General features: G+C 47.9%; 19 protein-coding genes. 5 read left to right on the top strand and 14 right to left on the bottom strand.

Going from position 1 to position 16596, the window contains the following annotated elements; translation table 11 throughout:
• The first annotated feature begins 228 nt into the window (after positions 1 to 228).
• Positions 229 to 2175 (top strand): DUF1565 domain-containing protein, encoded by a 1947-nt coding sequence (locus U2F10_RS19870; RefSeq protein ID WP_499873123.1) that lies wholly within the window; start codon positions 229 to 231, stop codon positions 2173 to 2175.
• A gap of 9 nt (positions 2176 to 2184) precedes the next feature.
• Here the strand turns inward: U2F10_RS19870 and U2F10_RS19865 are convergent, their stop codons facing one another.
• The 9 genes from U2F10_RS19865 to U2F10_RS19825 form a co-directional block, all read right to left on the bottom strand.
• A complete protein-coding gene (locus U2F10_RS19865; RefSeq protein WP_499873122.1) occupies positions 2185 to 3942 on the bottom strand; it encodes a serine/threonine-protein kinase in 1758 nt (585 codons plus the stop codon).
• A 37-nt stretch (positions 3943 to 3979) separates the two neighbouring features.
• Entirely contained in the window at positions 3980 to 4645 is a 666-nt protein-coding gene (locus tag U2F10_RS19860; protein ID WP_006516394.1) for a V4R domain-containing protein, read from the bottom strand.
• An 87-nt stretch (positions 4646 to 4732) separates the two neighbouring features.
• On the bottom strand, positions 4733 to 5227 hold the full coding sequence (locus U2F10_RS19855; protein WP_499873121.1) for a globin family protein: 495 nt from the start codon (positions 5225 to 5227) through the stop codon (positions 4733 to 4735).
• A gap of 57 nt (positions 5228 to 5284) precedes the next feature.
• Positions 5285 to 5575: a hypothetical protein gene (locus U2F10_RS19850; RefSeq protein ID WP_499873120.1), complete on the bottom strand. Its 291-nt coding sequence runs from the start codon at positions 5573 to 5575 to the stop codon at positions 5285 to 5287.
• Positions 5575 to 6255: a V4R domain-containing protein gene (locus tag U2F10_RS19845; protein WP_499873119.1), complete on the bottom strand. Its 681-nt coding sequence runs from the start codon at positions 6253 to 6255 to the stop codon at positions 5575 to 5577. Before U2F10_RS19845 ends, U2F10_RS19850 begins: the two co-directional genes overlap by 1 nt.
• 37 nt (positions 6256 to 6292) lie before the next feature.
• The gene (locus U2F10_RS19840) at positions 6293 to 6763 is read right to left on the bottom strand and encodes a bilin-binding protein (protein WP_006516398.1); all 471 of its coding nucleotides are present in this window, start codon (positions 6761 to 6763) and stop codon (positions 6293 to 6295) included.
• A gap of 117 nt (positions 6764 to 6880) precedes the next feature.
• On the bottom strand, positions 6881 to 7225 hold the full coding sequence (locus U2F10_RS19835; RefSeq protein ID WP_163662752.1) for a rhodanese-like domain-containing protein: 345 nt from the start codon (positions 7223 to 7225) through the stop codon (positions 6881 to 6883).
• Positions 7226 to 7423: 198 nt separating this feature from the next.
• Positions 7424 to 9724, bottom strand: coding sequence for a hypothetical protein (locus U2F10_RS19830; RefSeq protein WP_499873118.1), 2301 nt, complete (start codon positions 9722 to 9724; stop codon positions 7424 to 7426).
• Positions 9725 to 9888: 164 nt separating this feature from the next.
• Positions 9889 to 10920 (bottom strand): plasmid pRiA4b ORF-3 family protein, encoded by a 1032-nt coding sequence (locus U2F10_RS19825; protein ID WP_163697524.1) that lies wholly within the window; start codon positions 10918 to 10920, stop codon positions 9889 to 9891.
• 128 nt (positions 10921 to 11048) lie between these two features.
• Between U2F10_RS19825 and U2F10_RS19820 the strand changes: the two genes are divergently transcribed.
• Both U2F10_RS19820 and U2F10_RS19815 read left to right on the top strand, forming a co-directional pair.
• Complete coding sequence (locus U2F10_RS19820; protein ID WP_499873117.1) at positions 11049 to 12473, top strand: hypothetical protein; 1425 nt, start codon at positions 11049 to 11051, stop codon at positions 12471 to 12473.
• Positions 12474 to 12531: 58 nt separating this feature from the next.
• Positions 12532 to 13140 carry a Uma2 family endonuclease gene (locus tag U2F10_RS19815; protein ID WP_163697520.1) on the top strand — a complete coding sequence of 203 codons (609 nt, stop codon included), beginning with the start codon at positions 12532 to 12534 and terminating at the stop codon, positions 13138 to 13140.
• Positions 13141 to 13232: 92 nt separating this feature from the next.
• On the opposite strand, the gene U2F10_RS19810 is transcribed toward U2F10_RS19815, so the two are convergent.
• The gene (locus U2F10_RS19810; protein WP_499873116.1) at positions 13233 to 14066 is read right to left on the bottom strand and encodes a hypothetical protein; all 834 of its coding nucleotides are present in this window, start codon (positions 14064 to 14066) and stop codon (positions 13233 to 13235) included.
• 93 nt (positions 14067 to 14159) lie between these two features.
• The gene (locus U2F10_RS19805; protein ID WP_163662762.1) at positions 14160 to 14504 is read right to left on the bottom strand and encodes a hypothetical protein; all 345 of its coding nucleotides are present in this window, start codon (positions 14502 to 14504) and stop codon (positions 14160 to 14162) included.
• Positions 14505 to 14586: 82 nt separating this feature from the next.
• Here U2F10_RS19805 and U2F10_RS19800 point away from each other — a divergent pair, with 82 nt between their 5' ends.
• Positions 14587 to 14751, top strand: a complete 165-nt coding sequence (locus U2F10_RS19800; RefSeq protein ID WP_499873115.1) for a hypothetical protein — start codon at positions 14587 to 14589, stop codon at positions 14749 to 14751.
• A gap of 5 nt (positions 14752 to 14756) precedes the next feature.
• Here U2F10_RS19800 and U2F10_RS19795 read toward each other — a convergent pair whose 3' ends face one another.
• Positions 14757 to 15011, bottom strand: coding sequence for a DUF4926 domain-containing protein (locus U2F10_RS19795; RefSeq protein WP_006516406.1), 255 nt, complete (start codon positions 15009 to 15011; stop codon positions 14757 to 14759).
• Between the two features lie 254 nt (positions 15012 to 15265).
• Entirely contained in the window at positions 15266 to 15544 is a 279-nt protein-coding gene (locus tag U2F10_RS19790) for a hypothetical protein (RefSeq protein WP_499873114.1), read from the bottom strand.
• Between the two features lie 22 nt (positions 15545 to 15566).
• Between U2F10_RS19790 and U2F10_RS19785 the strand changes: the two genes are divergently transcribed.
• Positions 15567 to 15791 (top strand): helix-turn-helix domain-containing protein, encoded by a 225-nt coding sequence (locus U2F10_RS19785; protein WP_499873113.1) that lies wholly within the window; start codon positions 15567 to 15569, stop codon positions 15789 to 15791.
• 353 nt (positions 15792 to 16144) lie between these two features.
• Here the strand turns inward: U2F10_RS19785 and U2F10_RS19780 are convergent, their stop codons facing one another.
• Positions 16145 to 16588 (bottom strand): restriction endonuclease subunit S, encoded by a 444-nt coding sequence (locus U2F10_RS19780; protein ID WP_499873112.1) that lies wholly within the window; start codon positions 16586 to 16588, stop codon positions 16145 to 16147.
• Positions 16589 to 16596: the final 8 nt, after the last annotated feature.

Below are 16596 nucleotides of genomic sequence, written 5' to 3'. Positions count from 1 at the left end.
TGGCCAAGCATAGAAAATCAAAGAAATCTGTCACAAGGGGGTTGACATTTTTTCACCCCCCCATCAAAATCGCTAGGCATAAACAATCTAGGCATTAACGACATCCTGCCTCACGCACCCACCGCACATTTGCAGTACTAACCATAGATTTGGGATGGTGGGCAGAGCGTCATCGCAAATAGCCGGGAGAAATAGACTCTCCGGGCAATCACGATAGTGGATTCGACGATGAACGCAACAAAACGCATAAGACAACACCTGCTGGACAGGGTAGTGCTGCTAAGCTTGGCCACCCTCATGACGGCTCTTCCAGCACGAGCACAAGCCCAACATGGCTCGACTGCACAAAACACCATCAGCATGAGTCAAGCCTCTCAAAGCTATGGTGTCTTGCACGTCAATGCAGCCACAGGCACTGATATACAAGGTGCTGGCAGTGCCGAACAACCCTATAAAACGATTACCCAAGCCTTACGGATGGCTCCCACCAACACCAGCACGGTAATCTTGCTAGCACCGGGGCACTACAGCCAAGAGTCGGGGGAACAATTTCCGTTGCGTTTACGACCAGGTATTACGATTCAGGGAAATGCAGGTCAAACCCGCAACACAATTATTACGGGTGGAGGAGATTTCCGTGATGGCAACGGCACTCAAAATGCAACTATATTGGCGGCTGATCGATCCGGTCTTGCCAATGTCGTCATCTCTAACTCTAAGGGAAACGGTGTGTGGATTTCAGCAGGCTCACCGATTCTGCGTAGAGTCGCGCTTGTTGCTAACGCTGTTGCGGGCATTCAGATTACCCATGGTGATCCTGTCATTGAAAACAGCTATTTCAACCGTAACCATTACGGTTTAAGCATTCAGGGAAATAGTCGTGCCCTTGTGCGAGGCAACTATTTTGAAACGACAGGCCGAGCCATCACTGTGGCCAACCCGGCGACTCCCGTTATTAACAATAATCGCATTACACGCAATGAGGTGGGAATTGCCTTAAAAAACAATGCCCGTCCTGTTTTAGAAGCTAATGTTCTGGATGACAATGGGCGCAATGGTGTGGTGGAAGTAGACACCACTACAGCCGCTATAGCTGAGAATTCTACTGATATCGTCGCCGTTAAAGTATCTGAGGTTTCCCATGAAACGAGAATACCTACGGTGTCAGTACAGGAAAGGCCAGCGGTCTTAACAAGGCCAGCATCTACCCCTAACAGCTCTGAGACTAACAGCTCTGAGACTAGCAGCTCTGAGACTAGCAGTCCTATTGATGTGCAAGCAGAAACAACAGAACTGGCACAGCCCGAAGCTGATATTCCTGCAACTGATATAGCCATCAACCAAGCTACAGCTGATTCCAATCCGGTTATAGAAGGTTTATCTGAGACTCATGAACCAGACGATGGACTAGAGCGTGTTAACACAGCGACTCATGACAATGAAACTGATGAGCCAACGGGTGCGACAACGGGTGCGATCGCATCTTACAGACAGCATCTAGCCATCTCATCGGCTGCCCCAGCCCCCGTCAATATTCAAGCATCCCTCACCCGCCAGGCCCCATCATCCACCCGCCAGGCCCCATCATCAGAGGCCAACGAAATCGTTATTGATGTCGCTGATGAAGCCGCCCCGACTGCAACGGAGGACATTGCTGCGGCTCCAACCGAAACCAGTACTGATGATGCTATCCCCATCGCCGTTATTCCAGCCAGTGCACCGAATATTAACCAAAACAATTCATCATCTGGACAACGGGAAGGTGTTTCGCAACTGTTAACCCGACTCAATGGCAGACCTGAGCCAGCCTCATCTCCACGAGCAGAGAACAGTAGTGACCTCACTACCCCCGATGTACGCCCTGATATACCCACAGCCACAACCAATGGTGAGCGGCTGCCTGTGCCATCGATAGCCATTCCCAGTCGGAGTGGATCACTGAGCCTGACACCGCCAGGCTCAGTCGCCCTAACTGCAACGTTTCGCTATCGTGTGCTCGTAGATATGGCTGATGCAGAGAAACTTCAGAGCTTGGTCCCTGATGCTTTTCGTACACAGATGGGCAGTCAAGTATTTATGCAGGCCGGAGCCTATGTCAATGAGGCTGATGCTCAAGAGCGCTTAGAATGGCTGGAAGAGAATGGCATTGATGGACAAGTCAATTTACGCAATTAACTGAGGCATTTAAAAAATCATATCCAGATCAAATTCTTGCAGGTTTAACCTATGGAGCGCCCCGAGCCCAATCGGTTTGTTTTGCCATGTGGCCACTAGTAACTCATGGGCACTCATAGCAGTCAGTGCAGTTACCCCAGCTGGCCCCTGAATCCCCCCAATGGGATAGAAATCACGGTCAAGCAGTAACATGCGTCCTACAGTGTTGCTGAAAAGATATCCCCAGGGCAAATCCAGCATTAGCGCCGGACAAATATCCAAAATCATGCGTGTCATGCGCAGGGGTTTGAGGGTGAGAAAGACAACGGTGTGAGGTGCATGGACATCGATAGCCATCCATTGATGGCGCTGATCTGTGGGCGTAAGCTGCTGCAGCGTGATCCCTAAATCCAGTGAGGTCAGATACATGCCTCGACGATTCCACAACATCAGCTGGCTGCCTGAACCAGCACTACTGGTCAAAATACCGATGTGGGCCTTATCAATCGCCACTACCTGATGGATCTCAATATCTGGAGGCAAGGGCCGACGTACAGGGGTCTGAGTCGGTTCACGTAATTGGGTAATGGTCAATTGTTTGGTACTGGGACTAACCGTAGCTATCCAACGTTGATGCGGTGCCACGGCAACCATGGCAGGCAATGGCCAATGACTCAGGGAGGTCAAACACTCAGGGGTTGCACCACGCCAAAGGGTATATGCCGTACTCACCATCAGTCCGGCTGGGGATAGATGTAGCCCTTGTACTGACGCATCAAGAATTTGCGGTGAGACGTTGAGTGACTGCTGTTGGAGAGTAGCAAGCTGTAAACCGTGGACCATCAGCATTGTGGACTCGACAGCTGACTCATCATCCTGCGTAATGGATGCCGCTGATAGCTTTTGAAAATGGGTGACTGGTTGAGTCAGCCGATGTAGGGGATTGCCCGTGTAGGAAACGTAATCGATCTTTGGGGCGTTAAGCGACTGTCCAAGATTCAGACTAGAGGGATCTAATTGTTTGAGGTCAACCAACATTTCCGCAGCGGTTGGATAGCGGCGCGCAGGCAACTTTTCTAAGGCTTTGGCAATAATATGTTTCAGCGGTTCGCTAAGTTGGTCTGCATCAGGCACAGGCTGGTTTAAATGGGCTGATTGCAAGGCCATAGGCGTACCGGTGAAGGGGCGTTGACCTACTAGCAGCTCAAACAACATCACGCCAACTGCGTATACATCTGCTGATGGGGAGTACTGGCGATAAAAACGCTCTGGTGCCATGTAAGCCGGGGATCCCGTCTGTCCCGTGCCTTGGTGATTTTGCTGGTCTTGGGTAAGTTTGGCAATACCAAAGTCTGAGATCTTGGCTCGCCAGCGACCATCGCTGTAGCTGAGCAAAATATTCTCGGGTTTAATATCACAGTGGATAATGCCTTGCTGATGGGCATGGGCCAGCCCCGAGAGCACATCTGACACCAGGGTGAGAATATCAGCCACGCTGAGGGGGCTGAGCATGTGCGATCGCAATGTACCACCGGCACAATATTCCAAGACCAACCGCCGCCCATCCTCACAATGCTCTAAAGCGTGACAGGCAACTATATGGGGATGCGACAAACTCAATAAGCAGTGAAGCTCTCGCAAAAACGCATGGGTTGATAAGCTATGACGATGTAAATACTTAATGGCGACCAGTTGCCCGGTCTTGCGATGCACACCGCAATACACACGCCCAAACTGACCGTTGCCGACCAGCCCCAACAGGCGATAGCTAGACCGCTGATGGCTCATGTTCACTAAATCCCGTTATCAATCCGTTGGCACGCGACTAAGCTCCCTGGCCCACCAGTAAGCTCATAATTTCAGCGTGGGAAAGCCCTTGTTCTACACCTGCCTCTGCCAGGGCCAATCGCTCTTCGACACCCAGAACAAAACAATTTTCTTCAGCCCCCAATGACTCGCAAGCTGTTTGTACACAGTGCAACGTTTGCTCACTCAATTCACTGAAAAATGCTTGTAATGCGCCCATCTCTAGAAATCCTACAGGTCTTTCTAACTGAGGAGCATAGTCAATAAAAGCCGATGCGCGGATTTTTACCACCAAAAATCCGTCAGGTTTATAGGTATTATCCAAACTGATTTGCCCCCAACCATGGGTCACCCAACACTGTTGCAAAGCCTGTATAAACTCAGACATTGACAAACTGGATATCGAACGATTGTGGTAGTCAGTTAGCTCTTCGCAAAAGCGTGTATAAAAATTTTTTCCCCACCAGCGCCCACAGTTATATAACACCAACATTGAGGCCTGACCAGTTTCATTATCTAACCCTGAATAAATTGCCCGAATCAGGGTTTCTGGCAAAGCCAGTAGCCGATCACCACGACGATTCTCCAATAACCCCAGATCTAGGCTGCCATGCACATAGACATCACTGGCAAAGTAGTTGGAAGTCAGATTAGTGTCTGCAAGTAAATCGGCGACTAATACCATTACAATGAGTCCCTCAAAGGTTCTCGTACTGAAACTACGCTTACGTGGAGAAATTTTATCATCGGCAAGTTTTTTAGAATGGAAATTCTATTCCGCCCCCTCTTCTTTTACGTCATCTTTCAGGAGCTGTTGTGCTGACTCTAGGGCCGGTTGTAGTAAAGCAAACTGGGAGTCAGTTAATAGCCTGGGTAGCTGTTGATTGAGGGATTTTTGCAGCAATACATCGATTGATTGAGTCTGATAAACCATCACCATCGTTGGCAACCACCCCTCTAAGCGACGTCGCCCTAGATGCACGTCATCCACCAGCATGCCTAAAGCGGCATAGCGCAGGATCAAGATCGTTTGTTTGATGCTTTGTTCCAGTGCCCTAGTATTTTCCTTCAGCTCGGTCGGCAGCCGATCCACCAGTTCTTGCATCAGGTTGACCTCCCACTCACGCAGCTGGCGATATGCGCGGACACGGTCCGTTAAGCTGCCAACATACCGACCCAGACTACTCAACTCCTGAGGTGTCAGATAGCTCTTATCTGGTTGAAGCTCAATCTGTCGCAAAATGTGCTGGCTAGGAGGCGTTGTCATGGTGATGCTAGAGGGCAATTTTATTCAAAACTAGCGTGTTCAAAATAACCGACAGACCTAAAATAGCGCCGATAGGTCTTCTAGCGTGAGAGTAGCTTGTTCAATGGGGGCAGTCTCATCATCTTTCACTGCATCCCAATCGTCAGCAGTCGTAGCCCCCCCTGCTCCCTGCCAAGGAAATGTAGCAAAAAATTGCCCAACCGTTTCATAGGGAGTATTCGCCAGGTCTGCCTCATCAATACCAGGCATTGTCCTGCCATACCAGTTGATTTGCTGAAAAAACTCCCCAACTGAGATAAGTTCCAGGGGCTGACTGCTCACTTTAGACTTGATTACATCGTTAGCCATCACAATGAATCTCCGGAACGCAGCCGGTTTTGAATATCGCTAGCTGTCGCCCCTTCATTTAGCCAAAACGCCGCCGCATCAATTCGTTCTCGGGCCCCCAATAAGAACTTACAGTAGGTTTCCCCCATGGAATAGCACTGAATTTCAATGCAGCTAAGCTGTTTACGTACCATTTCAGTAAAAAAGCCAGCATATAGCCCTGCATACAGATAGCAGACGGGTTTACCCACATCCCCCAAAGTGCGTGCAACGGCTGAGTCAAAGAGGTTAATGAACATAAACCCCTGGGTGCGATCGGCCATGTCAATTTCCCAACGGCCCCAACCTTGGGCCGTAAAGGGCCACCACCAGGTTTCTAATAGAAACATAAGGTTAGCCTGCTGGGGACTAACGTTGTACTCCCGCTCAAACCACTGGTCAAAAAATAATGAGTCTTGTTTACCCCATTCCAAACCAATGGAGTACATCACAGCGGCTGAAGCGGCTCCCACTTCTTCTTCCAAGCCCTCTAACAAACCAATGATGAAATCTTCACTTGTCAGGATATTACGGCTGCCATGCCAGTCAGAAATAGTGCCCTTAGATGTATTGAACTGGAAAAAATCGGCAAACTTATAGTAATTGTGTTTATTGGGATATTGCTGACGCAACTTGTGGGCGCCAACCGATGGAATATCCATAAGACCTGCGATACATGAGCGTACCTTCAGGGTAACGCTATTGCCCTAGCAAAAGTCTAGCCTGGGCCAAAATTGGACAAAATAGCTCTGCTTCTTGCGGCGTTAGATGCTGACGCACTACATCCTGCATAATTTTGTAGGTAATGTCGCAGCTTTGCTGGGCCTTAAAGGAACGTATGATGGACTGAAACCACAGCAAAAGACGCTCCTCTAATCCTTCTTCGTCAGCTACTAGTAGCGCATGGGCACAGTAGCGAAACCCGATCACAGCATCCCGTTGCCACTTAGCGCTGAGATCAACTTTGCCCCGCCGGAGCAGTTGAGGGTCAGTAGCCTTTAGTTTTTGTTTGACCTGTTGAATGATAGCGGTCTCGGCTTTCTGAATTTTTTGATAGGCACTAAACCGTAGACGAGCCGTTTGCAGGTAATTTTGCAAAAACATTAGCTCTGTGTCGGTGGCATAACGTCCATCAACTTCACGGACAAGGGTTTGAAGCTGGCTAAGCATGGATTTTTGAGTGGTGAGCAGTGAGTGGAGCTAGTGCCCTAGCAGTAGCTGGCCAAACATAGACTCTCAACTCAATCTTAGATTTACCAAATTACCAGAGGCAGCCCCTCTAAGTCATCAATAACGGGGAACGGTATTATCTACTAGGCGAGAGTAGGCATCGATACCACCAGATAGGTTTTTGGTGCGCTCAAACCCTTGACGCTGTAACCACTGACACATTTGGGCTGAACGAATGCCATGGTGGCACATGACAATGGTTTCAAGACTGGGATCTAAATGGGTAAAGATTTGATCAGCCCAGTCAGCGTATTGGCTCAGAGGCAAATAGATAAAGTTGGAGAGGTGTGCGATCGCAACTTCCTCTGGTTCTCGAACATCTACCAGCTGTAACCCATCCTCTGCCAGCCGCTGGGCAAAGTCCGGAGCTGATATTTCCTCAACACCTACAATTCCGTACATAGCTCCTTCCTAATCGACTGATCGCCTATCTCTGATTAGGGTAACGCTTTAATTCTCTGAATTAAGCTAAATAACAATAGTTGAGTTCAATGGAAATGATTGACTCAGCACCCAAGCTCGCCATCTTTGAAGACATCCTCTACACCTCATAAAACAAAATATTGCATCTTTTCATAGACGTGACACTATGCCATGGCACTAAGGCAATGGCCATATGGATGGAAACAAACAAGGAGGCAAGAATGCTCGGGGAGCCAGTATAGTAGCTGACTCCTGTTCCTGAATGCTCTCCATAAAACAACCATATTGGTATTTCACACTGAGGCTTTGAGAAAAAATAGTGTGGGAGTTTTTAATACCATCTCCCTCATATTGCACCACAATCCCAGTGTAAGGAACGCCTGTTTCACTGATCAAATTGTCAGAAACCGGATAGGACAAGATTCCATCGAATCCCTCTAATGCTAAAGATGCTTGCATTCCAGGCCAAAGTGTAGGTCCCGCCTGTTGAACACCACTCGCCAGCGCCATTGCATTGAAGACGTCTTCAGGGAAATCACTATCGAACTGCCCAACAGGTTGATAGATCGATCTCACCGGATGATCAGGCAATGGTCGTCTAGCAATCCGAGGCATATATACCATGGGCTCTACCGGCTCCCAAGAACTTTGTAGTAAACGCAACGCCGGGTACAAATGGTTTAGCGGTTCCGAGCGTTCGAGCACCTGCCCTAATAGTCTGCCAATCTCTCGAAAGTCATCTACTGTGCAATCACCTGGTAATTCTTCTTCAGGCAAACCTTTCGACAAGAGCTCTTGGCAATAATCAGGCAAAGATCTTGCTAAAGCCTCCTGACGTTGATCAGAATTCGTCAAGATGGAAAACAATAAAGCCCAAAAGCCTCCTGAGCCAGTGGGAACAACAGCTTTGATTTTTGGCTCAACCGCTGCCATCATCACGGCATATTGGGCCCCTTGCGATTGCCCCAAAGCAATGACTGAATCCGTTTGTAAACGAAAATGAGTCTCTCCCATAGGTAACGAGGGACCTTCACAACCTGCTAGTGCTTCGGCTGGAATCTGTAAACGCTCCAAAGCTGACAGCAAAAGACGTTGCTCAATCACTCCCTGGCGAAAGGTATCGCGATAGGCAGAGAGATTAACCGGATTCAAATATATACGACCATCCAACAACTCAGAAAAAACAACCGCTGAAACATTATCAAGACGTTCTGGATTCAGCGGTAACGCACTGCCCACTGAGGCAAACCCATGACGACCCACTACATCGGCCGGTCCTCGATCGGGCAATCGATTCAGTTCCGGTACTGGTCTTTGATTCAGCAATCGATGGACTTCAGGTCTGGGGACGGGTCCTCGATCGACCACTTGGGTACTCAGCCCAGCAGTCCCGTGGTAGTAAGCGACCAATGGATAGCCCTCTGGCGGCATCGGCGTTTTTGGCAACGTAATTACCAAAGGAACAGTTTGATAACGTTGGCGTTTTAGGTCGCCACTGGCATCAAACACAAACAGACCTTCTTGCTCTTCAGAAAAGAAGTAGGGTGGAAAGCCTTTTTGGAATTGGGGTAGTTTTATCCTGGCGGTAAATTTGCAGTAGTCAAGATCCGAGATAACGTGATTGGGATCATACGCGAATGAGCGCACATCAGGACGGTACTGCTCTAAGACTTGATTAGAAAGGTTGGCCATGTCAGCCACCACATCACCCGTGGTAAACACCGTGGCAACCACTACGCTCTCTCGATCAACACCTAATTGGTCAAGCGTTTCCCACAGAGGCTGATAGAGAACGTAGGCCAGGAACTTGCGTCTCATTTGCCCTTGAGGAATATTACCTGTTCTCAGTTGGGCAAAGATGTCGGTGGTCTTTAGCGCTTGGCCGTTAATATCCTTTAGGGAATCTTGCACCACATAGGCATACCGGCGATTGGGTTTAAGCACAATGCCCGGATAGGGAGAGACTGCTAGTAAATATTCAGGCACGTAATAGGGATCAGGTTCTGGAGTGGTGGCAACGATGGGAAACAGGCGACCCCGTTCTGGCGAGTTGCGATCGATATCGATCAAGAGAATAGGAGAATCGCTGTCAGCTGGGATCAGGTTATCAATATTGAGGGGTGCGAGGGGTTGATTAAAACGAAAATAGCCTGCAGCAGTGGTAGGAAATCCAGGGCGATCGCTAGCGATGCTTTTTAGGCGCTTAAATAGACCAACACCATGTTTTGAGAAAACAGGAAACCCTGACAGATCAGGTTGTCCATTTTCATCGAGACGAAAGTCTGAGGGGTAGGGCAGATTATAAAATTCCGCTTGCTCTTGCAGATCAGCATTGAGGTCAAAGGTGGCAGTTGTAGCACCTGACGTTTCTGCTAAGACACTGGCTTGGGGCAGTTTTGAGGTAATGCAGAAAAGGCTAAAAGCAAGGGTGGGAATTAGCCCTATTTTGCGCCAATATTGGAGGTATTTAGGAAACACTGATGATTTTATCCCAATTTATATGACACCTTCCTCAGAAGTATACGTGGTAGCACCCTTGGGCCAATAGGATAGAGAAATCAAGCAATAATCTGATACAAAACAACGATTAGGAGATATTAATCCAACCCGATTAATTCTCTGTGAGGCTTCATACTTTTATCTCAATCAAATTCTGCATATTGGGGTGGGCTAGCACCAACTCTTGCGGTCACTTTGGGATATTTCCCTTTAGGTGCTTTCTCTTTAATATCCATCACCGCAATCTGATGCCACCAGTCATCCCCAAAATCAAACCAGTAGCCAAAGAAGTCTCCTTGAGATAACCCTAACGAGGCTAGTTTAGCTTTAGCAACATCGTTGACAGAACTGGGGTCACCAGGCATTGGCACCCCATACCTGGTTGCATTAGGGTCATTGGGTCCCCGTCCCCCTAACTGAAATTCATAGAGATGTTCTTCTTCTCGATCGAAGGCACTAAACAGGAGCCTATGGAGATCTTTAAGGGTATGACTGCCCTTAATTTCAATGGTGCGCGAGATCTCAGGATTTTCTTCTATAAACTCGTCTGTTACTGGCCCAGCAATGATAACGACATATAAAACAAACAATGTTTCATCAGATTGCTTCGTTGCTTCTGTTTTACTATGGATTGGCATTGAGGCATCTACCTGAGCCTCCTCTTCACTGTCAGGAAGATAGGGAATCAAGCCTTTAGCAAATGCTTCTTCTTGAATATGTCTGGGCATTGAGCGGGCATCTACCATAAATCCATTCACCGAAATCATCCAGGCCATGAGGTTGTCGTCTAACTTGCTAGATAGACACCAATCAGGATCCATTTGATGGGTGTTGAGGATATCGCGCACCAGTTTTGACTTGGCTTGTCCAGTACTGCTGCTTACTCCAAAGGCTTGATATAACTCCTTGGCACTGATATGTGGGTCTTGGGACGGATCAAACAAAAAGTTGACCATACCGATGGCGTGGGTAATGCCACAGGCCCAGGTTTTATCGCGCCCCTTGGCTAACGGCGATGGTCGTTTACGACATAGGGCTGCAACGGCATAGCGAATGAACTGAGCATATTCATCATTCAGATATTGTTTGGCAAACTCGTCGGTAATGGTCACAATGCTGTCGAACTTGGCCTGCATGGCCTTGGGTACGTTTTCCGACTTTTTGACCTTCGCCATCTGAAGTGCACCTGTACTTGACCTACCGTGATCATTATTGCTCTGTATTAAAACATTAAGGTGTAGCTACAGGAACATATAAGGATCGCGATAGCATGTGGCCAAGGCTCACCTGCTATCAGCTTGCTATGTCTCTATTTATAGAAGATTTCGATCAATGGTACGAAAACTTTAGTGAGGCGTCTCCCCAGGAGCAGCACCAGCTTTTGCTAGAGGCTATTTCTAAACCCATTCCGCTAACGTTTGCGGAAAAGGAAGATATTGCTTCCTTGCTGATAGATGTGCAATGTGACTTGGAGGGAAACAACTTAATTGAGGAGGCATTAGCCTTTACAGAAATCTTTCAGCAGCAACAGCCTGAGCTATACCAGAAAGAATTCTATTATTTTGACAATTTCCCCATTCGAGTAGCGCTTTTTAACCGAGAGTTAGAGTTAATCGCCTCAGAACTGGCTCGCTATCGGCAAAACCCAGTTAAAAGCATCGATTTTCTTTTGCCTATGCTGGATGATTTGCGCTTTTATGATGCCCAAGATCAGGCGGTTGAGGTAAGCCGTGCTGTGTATGCGCCTGTCGCCACCTCCAGAGATTTGATAGGAGGCTCATCAGATACGTTTGGTACAGTTGTCATTGCTGATTTGTTGGAGCAAGCCTATCGGCAAGTTCAGCAAGGCCAGTCAGTTGATTGGGAGGCTTGGGGAAAGAATGCTAAACTCTTTGACTTTGAAAAGACACCAGCAATACAACAGGAAATTTCCCAAAACCTATCTGGCCAGGTGCTGGATGGGCCTGAAATCATAGCGTTATTTCAAAAGAAGCTTAGCGCAGTCTTTCCTCAATTATCGCTGCGATTCAATATCCACATGGCGAATCAGCATCAGTTGAGTTTTATCTGTAGTCAGGCGATTTGGTCAGCAGTCATGAGTGCTTTAGAAGAACGGGATCTGTCTAAAAAACAACTCTCCCATTCAGACCTTTTCTTTAGCATTAATGCAAAGAATCTGGATCGCTATGTCAGCCAGCTGATTGGTGGCTTTTTGTCTTCCCGCCAATCGAAGGGATTTGCAACGCTGTGGGGAATTCCCCATGTATATGACTTTTTGCGCACGGCAGGGGTGATTACGGACTCGGTTTATGAGTCGGCCATTCAGGTGGCAACTAATCACAAAGGAACATTGCTAAAGCATTGGCCGGGACCTCTCTGGCAGTATAGCTTTATCCATCGTTGGGGTAAGCCAGACTGTCAAACGGAGGCAGACTTTGAGGCGGAGGCTAAACGGTTTACTGACACGTTTAATGAATCTGAACCGTTGAGCACTGAGCCTTCTGAAAAAAGCGACTGGGGGGCTATGTTCTCAGATGTGGCTGGGAAAATGACACCGAATCAAGCTGAGCAGAAACCGTCTTCCGTTGGTAAAGCGCCTGCTGAGCCTCCAGCACCTGTAAAGCCCCTTAAGCCTGTAAAGCCTCGTAAGTCACCATTGCAAGAGGTCAAGGCATTGGGTAAGAAAGGTAAAGGGGCAAAAAAGAAAAAGAAGGGTAAAGGATTTTAGTGAATAGCTAAAATTATCGGTTTAACTTACATTTGAGCTAGCACACGGGGGCAAAGCGATGACGATTGCCACATCTAAACCGAAGACCTACACAGCTGAAGAGTACCTGGCTTTAGAAGTGGAGTCTGAGCTGCGCCATGAATATCAGGCTGGAGAAATTGTAGAAATGGCAGGGGGTACACCTGCGCATAATAAACTATCGAGTGCGTTGAATGCGCTACTGTGGTTTGGCTTACGGAAGAAACCTTATACGGTGTTTGTGACGGATCAGCGATTATGGATTCCAGTGATTGATCTATACACGTATCCAGATGTGATGGTGGTTGCGGATCCACTTGGGCTGAAACCAGGACGTAAGGATACGGTTATTAATCCGATCTTGATTGCTAAAACTCTCTCACGATCCACTCAAAACTATGATCGCGGCGATAAGTTTGTTCACTATCGCACCATTGAGACATTTCAGGATTATGTGTTGATTGACCAGTATCGTCCTTTTGTGGAACATCACGTAAAACAATCTGAGCATCAATGGCTATTGACAGAGTATCAAGGATTAAATGCGTCCTTTGAGCTGGTGTCGGTACCCGTTGAGATTGCCCTGGCTGATTTATATGAAGGGATTGAGTTTGAGACTTCTGAAGAGAGTCGTGGTGAGGTAAGTTAACTCATTCCCAAGGTTCTGCCTGGAGCGAGTAGTGGTGGTGGCCTTGCCACTTATGATCGCACCTCCAATGATCAGTGGGCAGTATAAATCGGTTATACATTTCTCAGCAGGGCCTTCTCCACTTGTTGTAGCAGCGTATCGAGTCGGGCTCCCTTTTTGAACAGTTTATCGATATCAGGTGAATCAGCGGTGGCCAGTTGGGCCAGTTCAATACTGGTACGCACCAGGCTAAAAATAGAGCTGTAGGTAGCGGGCTGTCCGCCGCCACCCCGTAGCTTTTTAGCTTTTTCGGCTAGTTCATCTAGGAGTGGTCCCCAGTCTTGATCAGTGGATTGTTTACGAACCTTTTTACCCTTCTTCTCGGTCGGTATGGCGTCTGGTTCAAGGGTGTCAATAATGGCGTTGTTATCTTTGGCAATCAGGTAAGTTTGTTTGAGGGATGATTTGATGCCGCCACCAAAGAAGATGTTGTACCAGCGGAAGAAACCATCATAGATAATCTTGCCTTTAAAGGGCAACAGAATGGTTTGTACTCGCACTGGTAAATCCCGCTTGTCCATAAAGGCATCCAAACCTTCCATGAGACCTAGCACGGCGTAGACGTTTTCTTTATCGTCTATAAAAATGCTGTATTTCTTGAGCAGCCGTTCAATAAAAAAGTCGCCATGAATAAAGTTTTTCCATGGGTCGATGAGGCTGAGTTTATCCGCCTCCAGATTGTTTGGATTGTCTTGGATGAATTGATCAATTAGCTCAGGATGGTCAAAGAGATAATCTCTGACAATTATTTTGTCATCCATGGAGCTGTCTGTGTAGGCTTTAAAGGTCTTAATGTCGGGTAATAGTTTTGCTTGCTGGCTAACGTACCATTGCAAGGGCAGCATCAAATCAAAGAAGAGCTGTACGTCAGCAGGATCGAGTTTCATGGAAATGCTTGGGGCCAGAGTAGTGCGGTGAATACTGAGCAAATTACGGGTGCTTCAGCCGTGATGTCAAGTCATGGGATTAATCGTGATGGGCTATTCTGCTTCATCGAGTTTAAGGTCTACTTCTATTTGTTTGAGTTGATAGAGGGCATCTAGACAGATGGCTAGGGCACCAGTTTCAGCATACCGCCACATTTTGCGAGCAAAGCCAACGCCAAAGGGTTTACTGGGAAAAGCTTCGTCAGCGGATTTGAAGATGGCGAAGTAGGGAAAGTCGTCGTGGTCTAAGGCCCAGATGACGAGTTCCAGAGCGGCACGGAGATCGGTGGTGTAGGGACGTGGGGGGAGGTCAAAGCGCTCGGCAATTAACTGGTTGAGGGCGATCAGGCTGGTGAGTTGGATGCGTTCGAAGCCGTATTGGTCGATTTCGCCTTGCATAATGTGTTCCTCATGTAACTTGCTCCCAGGCTCTGCCTGGAGCGTAGGTGGTGGCTCTGCCACTAGCAAGAAGTTTACTAACGTGGCAGGTATTTCACTAGCGATCGCACCATCTCCCCCACCTGAATCTGAATCGGACGATCCGTGGGTCGAAATGGGGTCTATTCAAAAATATTTGCAAAGCGGCGGTGTATGGCCGTGGCAAGACCAGGGACAGGTGGTTGGGATAGCTCTAGCTCTGGATTGAGCAAATCAAACCTGAACCAGGTTACGCACCGAAAGGATTTCATTAGGGTGTAATGGTTCCACGGCGGACTTGGGTACAGTCACGACATCAATCGATTCGCCTAGGGCATTAAAGACTTCGAGAATATAGCCTTCTTCGATACCCTCGGGATCGGGAACCGTGTCGATAAAAGTGGCCACATCGCCCTGTTTGAGGTTGTACTCAGGAAAGTCGCGGTTCAGGGAGATGCGGTCATAGAGTTTGACGGTGGACTCATTCATCTTGGCTTCGGGGATAATCAGTTCGCCTTCCAGCTTCATGGCCCTTGCTTTAGAATTTCGGTCTCCTAGTTGCAGGACTTTACTATTGTATTGACCCGTTGGGTATAGGCTCTGCCTGGAGCGTAGGGTGTTGGCTCTGCCCACAGCAGCAGTTTACGAACGGGGCAGATATTTTACTAGCGATCGCAACGCCTCCCCGGCCTGAATCTGAATCGGACGATCCGTGGGTAAAAATGGGGTCCATTCATTACGCTTTAGCGCATGCCCCTTGGGCTATAGGGTTCAGCGAAGCGGTGGTGGTGGTGGCTGTAGATGATGGTGTTGACAGCAACCTGGGAGCCAATGATCAGGATTTTGACTGGCTCGCGGTCGGGTTTGGGGACGGAATAGAGCTGGAGAGTAGATTCAGGAGTCACGTTACGCTCAGAAAGCGTCACAAAGGCTTGGGTTTTCAGAGAGAAGGGTTCAGCGATAAAGACTATACCTACTTCCAAAATAGGCACAGTCCAATTGGACTGTATACGAAATGTCACAGCCTTTGTAAGGATCAAGGGCATGGGCAGAGCGGGTAAGGTACTTAAGGTGGTGATGGAAAATCACGGCATTAGCCAGGGGCGATTGGCTGCCGTCATGGGGATCGGTGCATCAAATGTTTATCGTTGGGCTAATGAGGTACGTGATCCTAGTTCTGAAACGGTGATTAGCCTGATCAAGGCTTTAAAGCAAATCCAGCCAAAGGCTGCAGAAGATTTTAAGACTCTTTACCTGAAAGATCTTTAAAGACGTCTCCGCCCCCGCTTCCTCAGGGCTGTTTCATTGTCTGGACAGAAAATCTGAAGGTATTGAAAGCTCATTTGAGGAAAGGCATGTTCTACTTTGAAGTAGGCCAAATAACAATGCGATAACCTGATTAATCGACCTTGTCGTAACCCCTACTTTAATGCAATTGGGGACAACCCAGTAGGCTGGGTCCTAGGGCGGCCTCCCGGCCCTAGCCATGGGGGTTTGGGGAACTCGGAGGGACCCCAAGCAGCCGGTTTTGGCTCCCTCCGATCATGTTTCTATTGGTATGAACGAAGTGGTAAGTCTTACAAATTTTCTCTGGTGAACGTGAAACATTCCGGCTTGCTCTCCTACTCCCCTAATCCCTTCACTCTTTTCCCTCTCCCTTTCCCCTTCTTCTTCCCCACTTTCTCTCGCTCCACCCGAATACGCTCTAGCAGCACGCTGGCGGGTTCGTCGTTGGGGTCCTGGGGTACGAGTTGGCCTCGGAAGGCTTTGGCGAGGATAGATTGGTCAATTGTAGATAATTCGCCATTTACATCTTCCATCTGAAGTGTCAAGCTATCTAAAACATGTAAGTATTGCCTAATAAGTTCAACAATCTTTTTTTGTTCTTCTAAAGGGGGTAAAGCAATATGAAATGCCTTAACTTCAGGAAAATAAATAGTTGTATGCGTTGTTCCTTTCCCAAATTTCAATAAATGTTCTCCTTCAGCAAGAAAAGCGTAGAGCAAAAATTCTGGAATTAGAGCATCACTACAAATCCAATTGACAAAATCTTGGCTAGTTGCCATTGGTTTAC

The sequence above is a fragment of the Leptothoe sp. EHU-05/26/07-4 genome, assembly GCF_043421015.1.
Lineage (GTDB): Bacteria > Cyanobacteriota > Cyanobacteriia > Phormidesmidales > Phormidesmidaceae > Leptothoe > Leptothoe turfae.
Note: the sequence above shows the minus strand (reverse complement) of the source record. Positions and strands in the feature narration are given on the sequence as shown.

Coding starts and splice junctions, on each gene's coding strand:
- U2F10_RS19840 (WP_006516398.1), bottom strand. CDS start 6,763: ATGCTTAGCCAGCTTCAAACCCTTGTCCGTGAAGTTGATGGACGTTAT.
- U2F10_RS19855 (WP_499873121.1), bottom strand. CDS start 5,227: ATGACAACGCCTCCTAGCCAGCACATTTTGCGACAGATTGAGCTTCAA.
- U2F10_RS19805 (WP_163662762.1), bottom strand. CDS start 14,504: ATGCAAGGCGAAATCGACCAATACGGCTTCGAACGCATCCAACTCACC.
- U2F10_RS19845 (WP_499873119.1), bottom strand. CDS start 6,255: ATGGATATTCCATCGGTTGGCGCCCACAAGTTGCGTCAGCAATATCCC.
- U2F10_RS19785 (WP_499873113.1), top strand. CDS start 15,567: ATGGGCAGAGCGGGTAAGGTACTTAAGGTGGTGATGGAAAATCACGGC.
- U2F10_RS19810 (WP_499873116.1), bottom strand. CDS start 14,066: ATGAAACTCGATCCTGCTGACGTACAGCTCTTCTTTGATTTGATGCTG.
- U2F10_RS19860 (WP_006516394.1), bottom strand. CDS start 4,645: ATGGTATTAGTCGCCGATTTACTTGCAGACACTAATCTGACTTCCAAC.
- U2F10_RS19850 (WP_499873120.1), bottom strand. CDS start 5,575: ATGGCTAACGATGTAATCAAGTCTAAAGTGAGCAGTCAGCCCCTGGAA.
- U2F10_RS19825 (WP_163697524.1), bottom strand. CDS start 10,920: ATGGCGAAGGTCAAAAAGTCGGAAAACGTACCCAAGGCCATGCAGGCC.
- U2F10_RS19815 (WP_163697520.1), top strand. CDS start 12,532: ATGACGATTGCCACATCTAAACCGAAGACCTACACAGCTGAAGAGTAC.
- U2F10_RS19865 (WP_499873122.1), bottom strand. CDS start 3,942: ATGAGCCATCAGCGGTCTAGCTATCGCCTGTTGGGGCTGGTCGGCAAC.
- U2F10_RS19820 (WP_499873117.1), top strand. CDS start 11,049: ATGTCTCTATTTATAGAAGATTTCGATCAATGGTACGAAAACTTTAGT.
- U2F10_RS19780 (WP_499873112.1), bottom strand. CDS start 16,588: ATGGCAACTAGCCAAGATTTTGTCAATTGGATTTGTAGTGATGCTCTA.
- U2F10_RS19795 (WP_006516406.1), bottom strand. CDS start 15,011: ATGAATGAGTCCACCGTCAAACTCTATGACCGCATCTCCCTGAACCGC.
- U2F10_RS19870 (WP_499873123.1), top strand. CDS start 229: ATGAACGCAACAAAACGCATAAGACAACACCTGCTGGACAGGGTAGTG.
- U2F10_RS19835 (WP_163662752.1), bottom strand. CDS start 7,225: ATGTACGGAATTGTAGGTGTTGAGGAAATATCAGCTCCGGACTTTGCC.